The 16,525-nt window shown below is 73.3% G+C and carries 11 protein-coding genes; 3 read left to right on the top strand and 8 right to left on the bottom strand.

What is annotated here, in order from left to right:
* Positions 1-17 precede the first annotated feature (17 nt).
* Positions 18-1,649, bottom strand: a complete 1,632-nt coding sequence (locus tag ACGFWJ_RS05775; RefSeq protein WP_392945650.1) for an AMP-binding protein — start codon at positions 1,647-1,649, stop codon at positions 18-20.
* Between the two features lie 202 nt (positions 1,650-1,851).
* Between ACGFWJ_RS05775 and ACGFWJ_RS05770 the strand changes: the two genes are divergently transcribed.
* Together ACGFWJ_RS05770 and ACGFWJ_RS05765 are read left to right on the top strand one after the other, a co-directional pair.
* Positions 1,852-5,373, top strand: a complete 3,522-nt coding sequence (locus ACGFWJ_RS05770) for a right-handed parallel beta-helix repeat-containing protein (RefSeq protein WP_392945648.1) — start codon at positions 1,852-1,854, stop codon at positions 5,371-5,373.
* Positions 5,370-10,235 (top strand): CHAT domain-containing protein, encoded by a 4,866-nt coding sequence (locus tag ACGFWJ_RS05765; RefSeq protein WP_392945646.1) that lies wholly within the window; start codon positions 5,370-5,372, stop codon positions 10,233-10,235. Before ACGFWJ_RS05770 ends, ACGFWJ_RS05765 begins: the two co-directional genes overlap by 4 nt.
* A 5-nt stretch (positions 10,236-10,240) precedes the next feature.
* Here the strand turns inward: ACGFWJ_RS05765 and ACGFWJ_RS05760 are convergent, their stop codons facing one another.
* The 6 genes from ACGFWJ_RS05760 to ACGFWJ_RS05735 form a co-directional block, all read right to left on the bottom strand.
* A complete protein-coding gene (locus ACGFWJ_RS05760) occupies positions 10,241-10,429 on the bottom strand; it encodes a hypothetical protein (RefSeq protein ID WP_392945644.1) in 189 nt (62 codons plus the stop codon).
* Positions 10,395-11,087, bottom strand: coding sequence for a DUF6338 family protein (locus ACGFWJ_RS05755; protein WP_392945642.1), 693 nt, complete (start codon positions 11,085-11,087; stop codon positions 10,395-10,397). Before ACGFWJ_RS05755 ends, ACGFWJ_RS05760 begins: the two co-directional genes overlap by 35 nt.
* A 128-nt stretch (positions 11,088-11,215) precedes the next feature.
* Positions 11,216-11,950, bottom strand: coding sequence for a hypothetical protein (locus ACGFWJ_RS05750; RefSeq protein ID WP_392945640.1), 735 nt, complete (start codon positions 11,948-11,950; stop codon positions 11,216-11,218).
* Positions 11,951-12,079: 129 nt separating this feature from the next.
* Positions 12,080-12,640 (bottom strand): hypothetical protein, encoded by a 561-nt coding sequence (locus ACGFWJ_RS05745; RefSeq protein WP_392945638.1) that lies wholly within the window; start codon positions 12,638-12,640, stop codon positions 12,080-12,082.
* Positions 12,641-12,753: 113 nt separating this feature from the next.
* On the bottom strand, positions 12,754-13,599 hold the full coding sequence (locus ACGFWJ_RS05740; protein WP_392945636.1) for a hypothetical protein: 846 nt from the start codon (positions 13,597-13,599) through the stop codon (positions 12,754-12,756).
* 10 nt (positions 13,600-13,609) lie between these two features.
* Positions 13,610-14,116 (bottom strand): hypothetical protein, encoded by a 507-nt coding sequence (locus ACGFWJ_RS05735; protein WP_392945634.1) that lies wholly within the window; start codon positions 14,114-14,116, stop codon positions 13,610-13,612.
* A 70-nt stretch (positions 14,117-14,186) separates the two neighbouring features.
* Between ACGFWJ_RS05735 and ACGFWJ_RS05730 the strand changes: the two genes are divergently transcribed.
* Complete coding sequence (locus ACGFWJ_RS05730; protein WP_392945632.1) at positions 14,187-14,777, top strand: histidine phosphatase family protein; 591 nt, start codon at positions 14,187-14,189, stop codon at positions 14,775-14,777.
* A 206-nt stretch (positions 14,778-14,983) separates the two neighbouring features.
* Here the strand turns inward: ACGFWJ_RS05730 and ACGFWJ_RS05725 are convergent, their stop codons facing one another.
* Positions 14,984-16,333, bottom strand: coding sequence for an NAD(P)/FAD-dependent oxidoreductase (locus ACGFWJ_RS05725; protein ID WP_392945630.1), 1,350 nt, complete (start codon positions 16,331-16,333; stop codon positions 14,984-14,986).
* Positions 16,334-16,525: the final 192 nt, after the last annotated feature.

Raw genomic sequence — 16,525 nt, 5'->3', positions numbered from 1 at the left:
GCTCCCCCGACGGTCGGTCAGTCGCTCAGCATCCGGGCCGCCTGCTCGCGCATCTCGACCTTGCGGATCTTGCCGGTGACGGTCATCGGGAACTCGTCGACCACGTGCACGTAGCGCGGGATCTTGAAGTGCGCGAGCCGGCCGGTGCAGTACTCCCGGACCGCTTCGGCGGTGAGCGGGCGGGCGCCCTCGCGCATCCGCACCCAGGCCATCAACTCCTCGCCGTACTTGGCGTCGGGGACGCCGATCACCTGGACGTCGAGCACGTCGGGGTGGGTGTACAGGAACTCCTCGATCTCGCGCGGGTAGAGGTTCTCGCCGCCCCGGATCACCATGTCCTTGCTGCGTCCGGTGACGCTCAGGTAGCCGTCCTGGTCCATCACGGCGAGGTCGCCGGTGTGCATCCAGCCTTCGGTGTCGATCGCCTGCGCGGTCTGCTCGGGCTCGCCCCAGTAGCCGAGCATCACCGAGTAGCCGCGGGTGCACAGTTCGCCGGTCTCGCCGCGCGGGACGGTGGCGCCGGTGGCCTGGTCGACGACCTTCACCTCCAGGTGCGGCCCGACCCGGCCGACGGTGGAGACCCGGCGTTCGACCGAGTCGTCGGCGCGGGTCTGGGTGGAGACCGGGGAGGTCTCGGTCATGCCGTAGCAGATGGACACCTCGGTCATGCCCATCCGGCCGATGACGTCCTTCATCACCTCGATCGGGCAGGGCGCGCCCGCCATGATGCCGGTGCGCAGGCTGCTCAGGTCGTGGCGGTCGAAGTCCGGGTCGGCGAGTTCGGCGATGAACATGGTGGGCACCCCGTACAGCGAGGTGCAGGACTCGGCGGCGACGGCGGCCAGCGTCGCGGAGGCGTCGAACGCGGGCGCCGGGATCACCATGCAGGCGCCGTGCGAGGTGGCGGCGAGATTGCCCATCACCATGCCGAAGCAGTGGTAGAACGGCACCGGGATGCAGATCCGGTCCTGCTCGGTGTAGCCGCACAACTCCCCGACGAAATAACCGTTGTTGAGGATGTTGCGGTGCGAGAGGGTGGCGCCCTTGGGGAAGCCGGTGGTGCCGGAGGTGTACTGGATGTTGATCGGGTCGTCGGCGGCCAGCTCCTCCGCGATCCCGGCCAGCACCGCCCGATCCTCCCGGCGGCCCGCCAGCAGCAGCTCGTCCCAGTCCGGCCCGTCCAGCAGCACCACGTCCGCCAGTTCGGCGCAGCGCGGGCGGACGTCGGCGATCATCGCGGCGTAGTCGGAGGTCTTGAACTCGCGGGCGGCGACCAGCAGGCGCACGCCGGCCTGGTTGAGGACGTACTCCAGCTCGTGGGTGCGGTAGGCCGGGTTGACGGTGACCAGGATGGCGCCGAGTTTCGCGGTGGCGTACTGGGTGAGCGTCCACTCGGCGCGGTTCGGCGCCCAGATGCCGACCCGGTCGCCGCGGCCGACGCCCCTGGCGCGCAGGCCGAGCGCCACCGCGTCGACGTCGGCGGCGAGTCGCTCGTACGTCCAGCGCCGGCCGGTGGCGCACTCCACCAGTGCCTCGCGGTCCGGGAAGGCGCGGACGGCCCGGTCGAGGTTGGCTCCGACGGTGTCGCCGAGCAGCGGGGTTCCGGACGGGCCGGAGGAGTGGCTCGGCTGGCTCGGGGCGTGCGACACGAAGGCCTCCTGGGCGCGGTGGTGCGGAACGACGGGTACCCATGCTGGCCACCGGGGCCGCCGTTGACCAGTCTCCAAGTGGGGGTGGTGCGCGCGTCGTTGACGTCCCATCAGCAGACCGGTCAAAACGCCGAACCGGCCGCCGGGGCCGGAGTTCGCTGATTTGATGACCAGGAGGGCAGTCGGCGTTGCTGGGGGCGCGATGGCACAGGAGAGTGAGCAGGTGCGGCTGCGGCCGTCGGCGCAGTACCGCCGCCGGCGCGCGGCGTTCGCGCTGTTCGCGGCCGGCGCGTTCGCGGGCTGCGGGCTGCCGCTGTTCGCCGGGGTGGTGACGCGGCCGGCGGCGATGCTGGTCGACGGTCTGACGGCCGTGGTGTGGGCGGTGGTGCTGGTCCGGCAGGCGGTGCGCGCGTGGGCGCCCGTCACGGTGGTGGTCGATCCCGAGTACCTCGAACTCCGCGGCGGCCTGCGGAAGGTGCGGCTGCCCTGGGACGCGGTCGACGGGATGTGCGTGCTGCCGATGCGGGGGTTCGTGGCCGCGTACGAGGCGCCGCACTTCCGGGGCTCGCTGCTGGTGCGGACCTCGCTGGGCAGCCCGGCCGCGCTGCCGGGCGGCGGCTCGCCGCGCTGGTCGGCGCAGTGGCAGGGGATCCTGCTCGACCTGGCGCCGCTGGCGGTGCCGGCGGCGCGCCTCGACCAGGTGTTCGTCCCGCGCCTGTCGGACCGCTGGGGCGGGACGACCCGGCTGCCGGACGGCCCCGGCGGGGCCTCGGTGTTCGCGGCCGGCGCGCTGCTGTCCCTGCCGGGCCGGGTGCTGCTGCGCGGGTTCCGGGTGGTGATGCTGCTGGTGATCGTCGCCGCCGTCCTCGCCATGGCCCCGCTCGGCGCCTTCGCGCCCGTCCAGCCGCTGCTGGCGCTGCTCACCGTGGTGGTGTTCGGTACGTTCGGCATCAGGTGGCTGGCGCTCCGGCTGTCCCGGGGCTGCGAGTTGCGGGTGGAGAGCCGGGGCGTGGTGGTGGCCGTCGGCGGCCGGGAGCGGACCGTGCCGTGGTCCGAGATCGCCTCGTTGGAGGCCGGGCAGCAGACCGTCACGCGCGCCGGGCGGCGGTACGCGGTGACGGCGGTGCTGGCCCGGCTCAACCCGGGGGCGAACCCTCCGGCGCCGCTGCCGCACTGGCCGTTCCGCACCGACGGGCCGGCCGTCCAGCTGCTGCCTTTGAACTCGCCGGTGCTCGCCCAGATGCACGGACTCGCCGTGTTTCCCGCGCAGTTGGCGAACGCGCTGACCCCGTACGGCTCGAACCTGCTCGCCAGGCACACCAGGCGGGCCGAGTCGGTGACGGGCGAGGCCGTGACCGTCCGGGTCGGGCAGGGTCGCGGGGCGGCGCACCGGAGTCTCGGGTCGGCGCTGCGCGCCGCGCCGAGGGACCGGCCGGTGCGGGTGCTGATCGAGCCGGGCCGGTACCGGGAGGCGGGGCCGCTGCTGGTGTCCGGCACCGTCGAGGTGGTCCGGGCGGAGGGCGAGGGGCCGGTGGTGATCGAGACCCCCGAAGGGTCCGCCCTGGAGTGCGAGGGCGCCGTCACGCTCGACTCCCTGACCGTCGAGGGCCGCGGCGCGATCGCCGTCTCCACCACCGGCCGCCTGGAGCTGCGCCACTGCCGGATCGACGCGCCCGGCGAGTACGCGCTGCTCGCCTCCCAGGGCGCCGAACTGACCGTGCGGGACTGCGAGATCACCGCGGGCCGAACCGAACTCGCGGGCGCCGGCGGCACGTTCGAGCGCACCGCGTTCCGCTCCGCCAAGGGCCACGCGCTGGTGCTGAAGGAACGCGCGAACGCCGAGATCACCGACTGCACCGTCGTCGACAGCCGGGGCCGCGGCATCGACGTGACCGGTTCGACGGCGGAGATCCGCGGCTGCGAGTTCCGGGGCACCGGCGACACCGCGATCGCCGCCGGCGACCACTCCGCCGTACAGATCCTGGGCTCCCGGATCGACGAGGTGCACGCCACCGGCATCGTCTACGACCACCAGGCGCGCGGCTCCGTCCAGGACACCACGGTCAGCGGCGCCACCGTCGGCCTCTACATCGCCCGGGGCGCCGAACCCAAGGTCCGGGACTGCCTGTTCGCGCGCTGCCGGGACTGCGGCGTGATCGTCGAGGACCAGGGCCGCGGACGGCTGGAGCGGTGCCGGATCGAGAACGCCGGCGTGCACGGCATCAGCGTCGCCTCCGGCGGCGTCCCGCTGATCGACGACTGCGCGGTGGCCTTCGGCGGCACCGGCGTCAACGTGCACAAGGCGCGCGGCGAGTTCACCCGGCTGAGGGTCCACGACCAGTCCGAAAGCGCAGTCCTGATCCAGGAGGGATCGGTGGTGGAACTGACCGAACTGCGCCTGGAACGCTGCCAGAACGGGGTGCGCTGCATCGGCACCGGCGTGACCGTCCGGCTGGTCGGCGCCGTCATCGCCGACGTCACCACCTCCGGGCTGCTGCTGCAGAACACCGCGCGTCTCACCGCCGAAGCCGTCACGATCGAACGGGCCGGCCTGTACGGCCTGAACTGCCGCGAGGACAGCCGGCTCACCGCACACGACTGCACGGTGACGAAGGCCGGTGAGGTCGGGCTGCTGACCCTCGACAACACCACCGTGGAGATCGACCGGCTGGAGATCTCCGCCAGCCGGGGCACGGCCCTGTGGGCCCGCAACACCAGCCAGTTGACGCTCAGCGGGGTACGGGTGCACGGCGCCGGGAGCGACGGCGTCCGCCTGGACGAGAACGTGTACGGCAGCCTGACGGACTGCGAGATCACCGGCTGCGAGGGTGAGGCGCTGATCTCCAACGACCGGGTGCGGACGGAGAACCTGCGCACCGGCGCCACCGCGGAGGACATCCTGCGGCCCGAGACCGGCCCGATCACCGAACTCGGGCGCATGATCGGACTCGCCGAGGCCAAGCGGCAGGTCGACATCCAGGTCGACCTGCTCCGGCTGGCCAGGTGGCGCACCGACGCCGACCTGCCCCCGCCGCCCCGAGCACACCATCTGGTCTTCTCCGGCCCGCCCGGCACCGGCAAGACCACCGTGGCCCGGCTGTACGGACAGATACTCGCCGCGCTCGGCGCGCTGAAGAAGGGCCACCTGGTGGAGGTCGCCCGCGGCGACCTGGTCAGCGAGTACCTCGGGCAGACCGCGCAGAAGACCCGCCAGGCCTTCGAACGCGCGTCCGGCGGCGTGCTGTTCATCGACGAGGCGTACAGCCTGGCCCGGCGGTTCGGCGCGAACAGCGACTTCGGCCAGGAAGCCATCGACGTCCTCACCAAACTGATGGAGGACCACCGCGACGACGTGGTGGTCATCGCGGCGGGCTACACCGAGGAGATGCGGACCTTCCTGGACTCCAACCCCGGCCTGCGCTCCCGGTTCTCCCGCATCCTCGAGTTCGACCCGTACGACCCGGCCGAACTCACCGAGATCGTGGTCCGCGAAGCCGAACGGCACACCTACCGCCTCGCCCCGGAAGTCACCGACCGGCTCGTCGAACGATTCACCCGCCGCGAGCTCCGCGGCGACCCCGCCAACGCCCGCGACGCCCGCACCCTGCTGGAGGAGATGGTCGAACGGCAGGCCTCCCGGCTCGCCGGGGCCGACACCCCGAGCCGCGAGGACCTCATCGTGCTGCTCGCCGACGACATCCCGGCGGAGAGCAACTGGCTGTGACCGACGACGAGGCGATCGCACTGCTGTCCGCCCACTTCGACCTTCCGGCGGCCGATCCTGCGGCGCTGACGTGGTTCACCACCGCCGAGGCGTACGCGGCAACGGCCGCACTCCGGGCCGGCGGGGTGCCACCCGCCGCCGGACTCCCGCTCGAGCACGCCGTATTGCTCGGCTGCGCCGACCTGCTCGCGTACTGGGCCGGCGGCGAACGTGATCCAGCGCTGCTCGGCGAGGGGCTGCTCTGCCTGCTCCAGGTGCGACGGCACCGGCCGGAAGAGATTCCGTCCGAATACGCGCCGGTCCTGGCCGTGGCCGCCGGCGAGGACGTCCCCGAGGACGACGGGCCGAGCCTCGCGCACACGAACGCGGCGGCGATCGGCATGACGCTGGCGTACCAGCGCTGGCGGTACCCCGGCGCGCCCGCCGCCGCGGTCCGGCTGTTCCGCCGGTCGGCGGCCCAGTGCCCGCCGGACAGCCCGGTGCGGGGCTCGGTGCTGTCCCGGCTCGGGGTGGCCCTGCTGTACGACTGGCAGGACCGCGCCGAACTCCCCTCGCTCGCCGAATCCGTGGAGGTCTGCCGCGCCGCCGTGGCGGCCGTCCCCGGCACGCCCGACGAACAGGCCCTCCGGCACGCCAACCTGGGCACCACCCTGCGCTTCTGGGCGGACGTCACCCTGGACAACGAGGCGATCCGCGACGCCGCCTCCGAAACCCGTACCGCGCTCGCGTCCTGCCCGCCCGACTCCCCCGAATTCGCGGCCTACCGCCTCGAACTCGGCCGAGCCCTGGCCCAGTCCGCGGTCCTCTTCGACGACCGCGACGCCCTGCCGGAGGCCGCCGCCCTCCTCCGCGAGGCGCTGCGCGGAGCGGACGGCGCCGCCGACCCGTCGGGGTACCCGGACGTGCTCTGCCACCTGGGCATGGTGCTGATCACCCAGGCTGCAACAGAGCCCGGGCTGCGGGCCGAAGGTGTCGCGTTCTGTCGGAGGGCCGCCGAGGTCGCGCCCACCGAGGGCTTGCGGCTACAGTACCTGCACAACCTGAGCCTCGCCCTGCTCGGGGCCGCCGCCGAGGACGACGCCGAGGCCACCGCTGCCGCGCTCGACGCGGCCCGGGAGGTGGCCGGTCTCGCACCGGGCGGGACCGCGCTGTCCGCCAACGCCCTGACGATGCTCTCGCTCGCCCTGACCAGGCGTTACCGGGCCGGCCATGACCCCCGGGATCTCGCGGAGGCCGTCGCCCTGGCCGGCGCGGGTTTCGAGGCCACCTCGCCGCAGGTCCCGGTGCTCCGGCTGGAGCGGGGCTCGGCGCTGGCGGACCTGCTGGGTCTGCGGGCCGAGTCCGAGGGGAGTGACGACCCGTCGGCCGAGTCGATCACGCTGCTGCGCCGGCTGGTCGGGGAACTGCCGCAGCCCACGGCCGCACGCGCACTGGCGCTGCGGCACCTGGCCGACTGCCTGCTCGGCTCCGCAGCGAGGGAGGACCGGGGCGAGCGCGCCGCCGAGGCGGTGGTGCACTACCGGGAATGCCTCGAACTGCCCTACCCCGAACCGGACTTCGAGGCCGACGTGCGGTTCTCGCTGGGGACGGCCCTCGTGCTCGGCACCGACCAGCAGGTCGGGGACGCGTGGCAGCAGGCCACTGCGTCGATGAGCAGCGCGGCCGCGCTGCTGCCCCCGGGCGACCCGCGGCGGCTCGACCTGGAGGCCCGGCTCGGCGGTCACTGGATGCAGCGCGCGGCGAACACCGGCGACCCGGCCGCCCACCGTACGGCGGTGGCCGTGCTGGACGCGGTCGTGACGGCCGACGAGCGGTGCACCACGTCCGACCGCGCGTACTACCGGCTGCTGCTGGGCGCCGCGCTGCTGGATCTCACCAACCACAGTGACGACGCGGACGTGCTCGACCGGTCGGTGCACTACCTCGAACTGGCCCTGGCGATGGCCCCCTCCGACGACCCGCGACAGCTGACCGTGATCCACCGTCTCGCCGCCGCGCTCGACAAGTCCGGCTGGCTGCGTTCGGACACCGCCGCGCTCGACCGGTCCGCCGCCCTGCTGTCCGAGGCCCTGGCGGAGCCGACCGAGGACCGGACGGACCGTGCCGACTGCCTGGTGGCCCTCGGCAACAACCTGCGCATGCGCTTCCACTTCACCGGCGACCCGGCGTACCTGGAGCAGGCCGCCGCCCGCCACCGCGAGACCATCGCGCTGACCGCGCCGAAACCCCACCCGTACGCCCTCGAGGGGCTCTCCACCTGCCTCGCCGACCTGTACGGCTTCCGGCCGGACGCGCGGCTTCGGGCCGAAGCGATGGAGTGCTGCCGTGCCGCGCTGCTCCACCTGCCGGAGCACGCCCCGCAGCGCTCGACCGTGCAGGCCGGCCTCGGCTATCTCCAGTGGTCGCTGGCGGCGGAGTCCGGCTCGGACGAGCAGCTGGATGCCGCGCTGGGCACCCTGAAGGGCGCGCTCGCCGCCGTACCGGAGGGGTACGGCGACCGGGGCCTGGTCCTCACCAACCTCGGGGCCGCTCTGCTCAGCCGGGCGTCCCGAACGGGCGACCGCAGCTGGGCTGTTCAGGCCGTTGCCGTGTTCCGGTCGGCCGTGGAGCACACCGCCCCGGGCTCGGTGCAGCGCCCGCAGGTGCTGAACAACCTCGGCCTGGCCCTGTCCGGCCTGTCCGCGACCACCGACGACCCGGCTCTGCGCGAGCAGGCGCTCGCCCTGCTGAGCGAGGCCGCCGACCGGCACCGCGGAATGTCCCCGGCCCGGGAGCGCGCCGCGCTCAACCTGGCCGTGGTGCGCTTCGAGCAGGCCCGCGAGGCCGAGGACGCCCCGGCCGCGCTGGACGTCTGCCGGCAGTTCGAGCACCTGGTGATGGAGCTCGGCTCCCCGCACCCGTTGCGGACGACCGCGCTGGCCCGGCTGGCCCTCGCCGCTCTGCGCACCTCGGAGCTGCTCCCCGAACGTGCCGCCAGGACGGCGCTGCGCCGGGCCGCGGCGGCCGCCCGCGAGGCCCTCGCCGACCACACGCACTCCCCCGACCCGATGCACGCCCTGGCCCGTCAGGTGCTGGCGATGGCGCAGCTGCGGCGGGCCCAGTACGGGGAGCGGGTCGAGGGGACGGCGCAGCTGCGGCGGGGCGATCACGGCGAGCGGGTCGATCTGGCGGAGGTGATCCGGCTGAACCGGCAGACGGCCGAGGATCCGGTCCTCCCGCCGCACACCCGGCTCGAGGCGGCCCGCACGTGGGGCGGCATCGCGGCCCGAACCGGCCGGTGGGCGGAGGCCCTGGACGGCTTCGCCCACGCGGTGGGCCTGCTGCCGAGCGTGGCGCCGCGTCATCTCGCCCGGATCGACCAGGAGGACCGGCTCAGTTCCGGCCGGGGGCTGGCCAGTTCGGCGGCGGCCCTGGCGATCCGGGCGGGCGATCCGGCGCGGGCGCTGGCCCTGCTCGAACAGGGCCGGGGCGTGCTGCTGGCCCAGGGCCTGGAGAACCAGGGCGATCTGTCCCGGCTGCGTGCGCTCGACCCGGCCCGCGCCGCGGAGTTCGAACGGATCCGGGACCGGCTGAGCCAGGAGCACCCCGCGCTGCAACAGCAAGGGCCCGACGCCTTCTTCGTCCAGGAGACGGCAGGCGCGGCCGCCCTGCGGGACGCCGAGGAGCGCCACACGCTGTCCCGCCGATGGAACCAACTCCTGGAGGAAATCCGGGAGTTGGACGGGCTCGACGACTTCCTGCGCCCACCGACCACCCGTCAGCTGCTCTCGGTGGCGGAGCACGGGCCGGTGGTGGTGGTCAACGTCAGCGCGTACGGCTCGCACGCCCTGATCCTGGCCGCCCGCGGCGGCGGCGAGCCGCGCATCGACGTCCTGCCGCTGCCGGACCTCAGCCCGGACGAGGTGCTGACGGCCGCGCTGGCCTTCGACGAGCGGCGCATCGACGTCGCCTACGGGGACCAGGGCATGGCGGCCGCCAAGCAGATGATGACCTTCCACAGCACACTCCTCGAGTGGCTGTGGGACAGCCTGGCCGCGCCCGTCCTGAACCGGCTCGGCCTGCGCGGGACCCCGCTGGACGGCGAGGAGTGGCCGCGGCTGCGGTGGTGCCCGACCGGCCGGCTGGCGTTCCTGCCGCTGCACGCCGCGGGCAAGGGCCGGAACATCCCCGGCACCTGGGTGATGGACCGCGCCGTCTCCTCGTACACGCCGACCGTGCGCTCCCTGCTGCGCGCCCGGCGCAGGGCCACCGCGTCACCCCGACGGCGACCCGCCCCGCTGGTGGTCGCGCTCCCGCACACCCCGGGCGGCCCGCCGCTGCCCGGCGCCGAGCCCGAGGCGGCACTGGTGACGGAACTCTTCCCCGGCGGCCTGCGGCTGGACGGCGAGCACGCCACCGTGGAGCAGGTCCGCCGGGCGCTGTCCCGGCACTCCTGGGTGCACTTCAGCTGTCACGGCATCAGCGACCCGGGCAGCCCGTCGAACAGCGGCCTGATCCTGCACGACGGCCGGCTCAGCGCCCTCGACCTCTTCGCGCAGCGCCCGGTGGACGCCGAACTGGCCTTCCTGTCGGCCTGCTCAACGTCCCAGGGCGGCGTCGATCTGCCGGACGAGGCGGTGCACCTCGCGCCGTCGTTCCAGCTGGCCGGTTTCACCCACGTCGTCGGCACGCTGTGGAGCGTCTCCGACAAGGTCGCCCGCCGCGTCACCGGAGACTTCTACGCCGCCCTGGCGGAGGACGACGCCGCCGGCCTCCGACCGTTCGACCCGGCGTTGGCCCTGCACCACGCCGTCCGCTCACTGCGTGAACACCTGCTGCCCGCACCGCACTTGTGGGCGGCGCACCTCCACATCGGGCCGTGAGCGGGCTACTCGGAACTGCCGTTCTCGGGTGCTTTCTCGCTCTGCGCCGTGCCGGAGGCGCCCTCGGGGCCCTGGTCCGGCTCGGTCGAGCCGCCGCCGATCCGGAAGATCCGGCGGGAACCGTGCTCCTCGATCAGGGCCTCCAGCGACAGGTCGTCGTCACTGCCGCGCTTCTTCGGGTTGCTCGCTGCCATCGTTCTGCTCCCTCCGTGTCACCGGCACCTCCACCGACTCGGGCGGCGCCAGCATTTCCAGCACCTCGACCTCGCTGCCCTTGACGTAGACCCCGGCGGTGCCGGGCACCTTGCCGAGGAACGTCCCGTCGCTGCCCAGGCGCCACTGCGATTCCAGATAGATGTCCTGCTGCTGCGGGAACGCCGACACCGCCGACCGCGAGCCGAGCCAACCGCCCACCCACAGGCCGCCTTTGAGCCGGATCCGGACGAAGCACGGGTCCCGGTCCGCGAACAGGAAGTCCCAGGCCGTCGGCGTCGGCTCGTAGTGCGCCCGCTCGCGCCGCCGCCGCACGGCCGCCGCCGCCCAGGCCGCGCCCGCCGGCACCGCCACGACCAGCAGCAGCACCGCCAGCCCCGCCTGCCGCGGATGCCGCAGCACCCCCGCCAGCGGCCCGCCGTCGCCCCCGGTCAACAGCCGCGCCAACCACGGCCCCGCGACCACCGCGTACACGGCGTCCAGCAGACCGCTGATCGCGACCGCCCGCAGCGCACGGTTCTGCGGCTCCTGCTCGGAGGCCCGCGGCCCGCGCAGGCGGTCGGAGACGGCCTGGTAGAAGATCCCGGGCAGAACGAGAGCCACCAGGATGGCCAACTGCTGCACCGTGCTCGGAACCACCGCGTCCATTCCTCCCCCGCCCCGCGACGACCGCGTCCGCCGCCGCACCGAAGCGCAGCCTCACCCTAACCGAGCAGGCCACCGGCCCGGGACGGTTCAAGTGAGTTGACGCATCGTCATGCTTCTCTTCAGGCCGGAATGTCTTTCATGACGGCATCGGTCAGCGGCTTGAGCCGGTCCGCCAGCTTGTTGAAGTCGGCGGTGCGGCCGTCCGACCACTGCGCCATACCGACCAGCATGCCGTGCCCGTACGACCCGAAGTTCTGCACCAGGCCACTGTCGGCGGGCAGTTCGCGCAGGCCGGAGTCCTTCGGCGGGAGCTGGACGGCGACCTGGTACGTGTCGGCGTTGCCGGCCAGGAACGTCACCAGGTGCAGCGCCTCGACCGGGTCCTTCATGGTGAACAGCGCCAGGTTGTACTGGTTGCCGTCGGCGTCCTTGTACAGCGCCAGATCGACGCCGAGGCACCCCTTCCCCTGCGCGATCATCCCGGCGAGGGTCGCCCCCACCGTGTCCGGGCCCGTGCAACTCGGGTTCTGCACGGCCGCCACCAGCGTGAACCCCTGCACCTGCTTCGGGAACACGGCCGGCGGGATCGCCGCACCCGCCACCCCCGACGGGCCGGCCGCCACCACGGGCGCCTTCTTCTCCGCGGGCCGCATCACGTACGCCGTCGCACCCGCCGCCGCCAGCAGCACGGCCGCCGCCGGAAGCACCAGCCACCGCCGCGAACGCCGCCGCACCGGCCGCTGCCGGGCCGCCGCCGCCCGCTCCGCGGCGCTCGGCTCGTGCACCGCGTTGTTCTTCTCAAACTCCCTGACGAACTCTGCCCACAGGTCGTCGCCGGGTTCACTCGTGGTCACAGACCCCAGACCTTAGTGATCAACGCCGTCATTGGAAAGTCGCGTCCCCCACCGCTGAATGGGCCGCAGCTGCCGGCTCCGCCAAGGGAATTGACCACGGCTCCCGGTATTCGCGAATTGACGGTCCGGCTACCCCTCCCCGACCCGAGCCGAATAGTCCTGCCGCTCCGCCCCGTCCGGCACCCCAGCCGCGTCCGGCCCGGACATCCACCCCTCGGGACAGGCCGGCACCGCCTCGACGAACGACGGCGGCGGAAGATACCCGTGCGCGCTCACGTAATGCACCACCAACGTCGGCGCCGCGAAGACCTCGCCGGCCCGGCCCGGGACACGAATCTCGCTGGACCCCAGAGCGACGGCCCCACCCTGGTGCTCGACCGTCAACGCCCCGTCCTGCCGCCGCCAGGGCGGACAGAACCCGCAACTGTGGAACCCCCGCGTGCCGTTCACGCGCTGCCACTGGACGATGTCGAGCAGCCGGACGAGGAAACCCTCCGGGGCGGCGCCGCTCGAGTATCGGTGCCATCTGCTCAGCCACCCCACGTTCACCCTGCGGTAGGTGGGGGCGAACGTCGCGAAATAGGGCCCGTCGGCAATGACTTCCCGTTCGGAATAGGTGTACGGGCTCAGGTCACGGAAGAATGTCATGCGCCTGTGTAGCACGCCTGCACCGACGAACTCATCGGGCACCCGCACAGTTTGTCGACATCGACGCCGGTGGGCATGCTGGTGCGATGTACGATCCCGAGCAGCCTGGCAGTCGTCGCGGCGACGCGGACCTGTGCGGCGAGGCCACCTGACCGTCAGTCCTCGTGCTCATCAGTCGGCTGAACCGCCCATCGCAGCACCGTCCCGCCGGCCCCGTCCGCTTCGAGCGTGACGGGGTAGACCTGGCCGAGGGCCCGTTCGCCGTGATGGGTCATCGAGTGGTCGGCCGGCTCCCAGTCGATGCCGAGCACCTGGCAGCCGCCGACCTCGATCGCTCCGGCCAGCAGGGGGTGGTTCGCGCCGGCACGCTGGAACAGGTGGTAGTCGGTGTGCTTGCTGACCGTGACGGCAACGCCCTTTCCCCTCCGCAGGCCGCCCCGCCACGCCTCGATCTCGGCCGCGCGCGCCTCCGCCTGCGTGACCGGCAGGTCGAGCCAGCCCCAGGTGCCGTCCGTCGTGAACTCCTGCCCGCCGAACTGCGCGTGGGCGTCCGGCCCGTGGAGCCCCCAGTAGGTGAGGTCGGCGAGACCGTCGGCCGGTTCGCCCTCCATCCCGATCCAGGCGTCGAGCGCCACACCGTCGCCGAGGACCAGGCCACACCGGTCGACCGGCAGGTCCCCGAGCGGGATCGGGACGTCGTCAACCCCGGCCCAGGTCAGGCCGAGGTCGACCTCGAGCAGCGAGATCACCGGCTCCTCGGTGTACCAGGAGAGCGCGGTCTGCGCCCGCACCGCCAACTTCCGGTCCCCGGCCGCCGGCACGGCCACCGCCTCGCACTCGCCGTCCCACAGATGGCCGCCACCGGACGCCGCAGCCGCCGCGGCCCGCTCGGACAGCGGCAGCCCGAGTTCGGGCCAGTAGTCGATCCACGACGCCATGCCGAACACCAGCACACCGGACGGCGCCGTCACGAACCCCAGGTCGACGAATTCTTCACTCACGCCCCGATTGTCACACTGCCCGCGAGGACACCGACCGGCGCTCCCCGGGCTCGTCGTCCCGCTCCCGCCAGACGCTCAGCGGCTCGGCCGCGCAACGCTCCCGCAACCACGCGACCGCCTCCACCAGGCCTCGCGCTGCGGCCGCCGGGGAGCCGAACGACGCGGACCTCTCCTCGATGGTGTGATGGCCGCAGTCCCAGGGCCCCGCGTGGTCGCAGCGCACGGAGATCCTCGCCTCGACCTCCCAGCGCCGCACGGCACCACGCTCCGCCTCCAGGTCGACGACGAACGAGACCTCGGGCACTTCGGCGCAACCGAACAGGGACGCGTTCGGCTCGCCGCCCGGGCGGCAGAACTCCAACCCGCTGCCCGTCCAGCTCGGCCGGACGCCCAAGCGCTCCGCCAGCGCCTCGATCAGCGCGCCCGCTTCGCGCAGCAGCGCCTCGACCTCGGCAGGGCGCTCCAGCTCCGGAAACACCCAGCGAACATCTCCATCGGCCAACGGCGTCGTCTCCATGACGGTCAGCCTGCCGCATCGCGCATACCTCCCGCCACGGTGATCACATCATCGGCTAACCTGCACAGCCATGGGCGAGTTGACAGTGATCAGGCACGGCCAGACCGAGTGGAGCCTGTCGGGCCGTCATGCCGGCCGCACCGACGTCCCGCTGACCGCCGCCGGCGAGGCGACGGCCCGGGCGCTCGCGCCGCGACTCGCGGCCCGCCGCCGCCCGGTGGCGGTGTTCAGCAGCCCGCTGAGCCGCGCCCTGCGGACGGCCGAACTGGCGGGCCTGTCCGACGTCATGGCCGACCCCGACCTGATCGAGTGGGACTACGGCGGCTACGAGGGCCTGACGGCCGACCAGATCGAACAGTCCCGGCCGGGCTGGGACCTGTGGCGGGACGGCGTCATCCCCGGCGGAGCGGCCTTCCCCGGCGAGCAGCTCCAGCAGGTCGCCGCCCGCACGGACGCGGCACTGGCCCGAATCCGCCCCCTGCTGGCCGACGGTGACGTCGCCGTCGTCGCCCACGGCCACCTGGCCCGCATCCTCGCCGCCCGCTGGCTCGACCTCGCCCCGTCCGCGGCCGGCCTCCTCGGCCACCCCCACCCCGGCACCCTCAGCACCCTCGCCACCGAACACGGCCACCCGGTCATCGCCGCCTGGAACGTCCCGTGAGGGCAACAATCGGGTGACCGTCCAGATCGGCAGGCTGACACCATCGGGGCGTGCCCACACTGTTCCTGATGGTCGGCCTCCCCGGGGCCGGAAAGACCACGACGGCCCGCCGTGCAGGCCCTGCGGGTCTCGGCGCTCGTCGTCGACAGCCGCGAGGAACGCGACGGCCGGCCGGGGCACGGCGACGTGTTCAGCGTCGCTCTGGGCTAGCCTTCGGGCTTCTCGCGCGGCCAGTTGCGCAGCGTAGCGGCGATGATGTGCGGGCGGGCCAGGTCGGCCGGGGAGCCGGTGAGGCTGACGGCGTTCCAGACGGCGGCGGCGACCTTGGGGTCGGTGGCCGCGGCTCGCATGGTGGCGCGGAAGGACTTGGCCAGGAGGGCGGCCAACGCGGGGCGGGTGCCGGGGACTTGGGGCATGGAACGGTCGGCCAGGGTGGCGAAGAGCCAGGAGAGTTGCACGGATTTCGCGGCGGACCGGTAGAAGCGGCGGGGGAGGTCTCGTGTGCCGTCGGCGAGGCAGTCGCGCAGAGCGGCGGCTTCGAGTGCGGCGACGGTCATGCCGGCGCCGTAGATCGGGTTGAGGCTGCAGATCGCGTCGCCGATGGAGATCAGGCCGTCGGGGAGGCGGCGGAGCCGGTGGAAGTGCCGGCGCACGGAGTGGGGGTACGCGAAGGAGGCGACGCCGGTGACCGGGTCGGCGCTCCGGAGGGCTTCCCACGCGTCGGCGGTGGCCAACTCCTGTGCGAACAGCAGGAATTCGTCGGGTGCGGTCGGCGGGTGGTCCTGGCGGCCGAATCCGTACAGGGAGAGCACCCAGAGGTTGTCCTCCTGCTGGGTGAGGACCAGGCCGCGTGGGCGTGCGGGGGTCGCGCCGACCAGGAGGGCCTTGTTCGGGCCGAGGGCGCCCGGAGGGAGCCGGTAGCGGCGGCTCGCGTAGGCCACGTCGACGCGCTGGCGCTGCTCGGTGGGCTTGTCGTATCCGAGTGCCGCCAGCCAGGTGGCGCCTCGGCCCGCCCGTCCCATGGCGTCGACGACGAGGTCGGCGTCGATGTCCTCGAAGGTGCCCGGGCGTGCCAGCCGGGCTCCCGTCACCCTGGTGCGGTCGGGTGCGGTGAGCGGGGCGGTCGCTTCCCGGCCGTCCAGCAGGGTGACGTTGGGCGCCGCGCAGACTTTGGCGCGCAGGCGCTCCTCGAGGAAGGGGCGCCCGGCCTGGAGGACCGTGCCCAGCGGCACTTTGTGCAGCAGGGAGCCGAAGAACACGATGTCGACCTCGCTCAGCGCGGTGACCAAGGTGGCGCCGTCGGTGGCGAGTTCGTCGGCGAAGCCGGGGAAGAACTCCTCCAGGACGTTCGCGCCGCGGACCGTCAGCGAGTGCACGTGCGCCCCCTGCGGCGCTCCCCGCCGGACGGTGCCGTCGCCCGTGAGGGTGTCCCGTTCGACCAGGGTGACGCGGTCGTAGACCTCGGAGAGGGCCCGGGCGGCGCACAGGCCGCTGATGCCGGCGCCGAGCACCAGGGCATGGCCGGCGCCCGTCTCCGAGCTGCGTGCCAGGTTCACCGTGAGCTCCGATCCGCGAGGGGGCTGCGGGGTGCCCGTGCCCACAAGCCGCACCGCTCACACGCGGCGACCGATTGTGCACAGCAGGTGATCGAAATCCGTCACGCGGCGACCGCTACCTTGACATTGCCATGGCGAGAGCGCGTTCCTACCATCAGGCGTATCGTCAACGAGCGCTAGCAGGAAGCGGGT

The sequence above is a fragment of the Kitasatospora sp. NPDC048407 genome (genome assembly GCF_043200475.1).
GTDB lineage: Bacteria > Actinomycetota > Actinomycetes > Streptomycetales > Streptomycetaceae > Kitasatospora.
The sequence above is the reverse complement of the archived record's forward strand: the minus strand, read 5'-3'. Positions and strand labels throughout refer to the sequence as shown.

What these genes read in the sequence shown, in the direction of transcription:
- ACGFWJ_RS05730 (WP_392945632.1), top strand. Translation starts at nt 14,187, where the DNA reads ATGGGCGAGTTGACAGTGATCAGGCACGGCCAGACCGAGTGGAGCCTG.
- ACGFWJ_RS05770 (WP_392945648.1), top strand. Translation starts at nt 1,852, where the DNA reads ATGGCACAGGAGAGTGAGCAGGTGCGGCTGCGGCCGTCGGCGCAGTAC.
- ACGFWJ_RS05735 (WP_392945634.1), bottom strand. Translation starts at nt 14,116, where the DNA reads ATGGAGACGACGCCGTTGGCCGATGGAGATGTTCGCTGGGTGTTTCCG.
- ACGFWJ_RS05760 (WP_392945644.1), bottom strand. Translation starts at nt 10,429, where the DNA reads ATGGCAGCGAGCAACCCGAAGAAGCGCGGCAGTGACGACGACCTGTCG.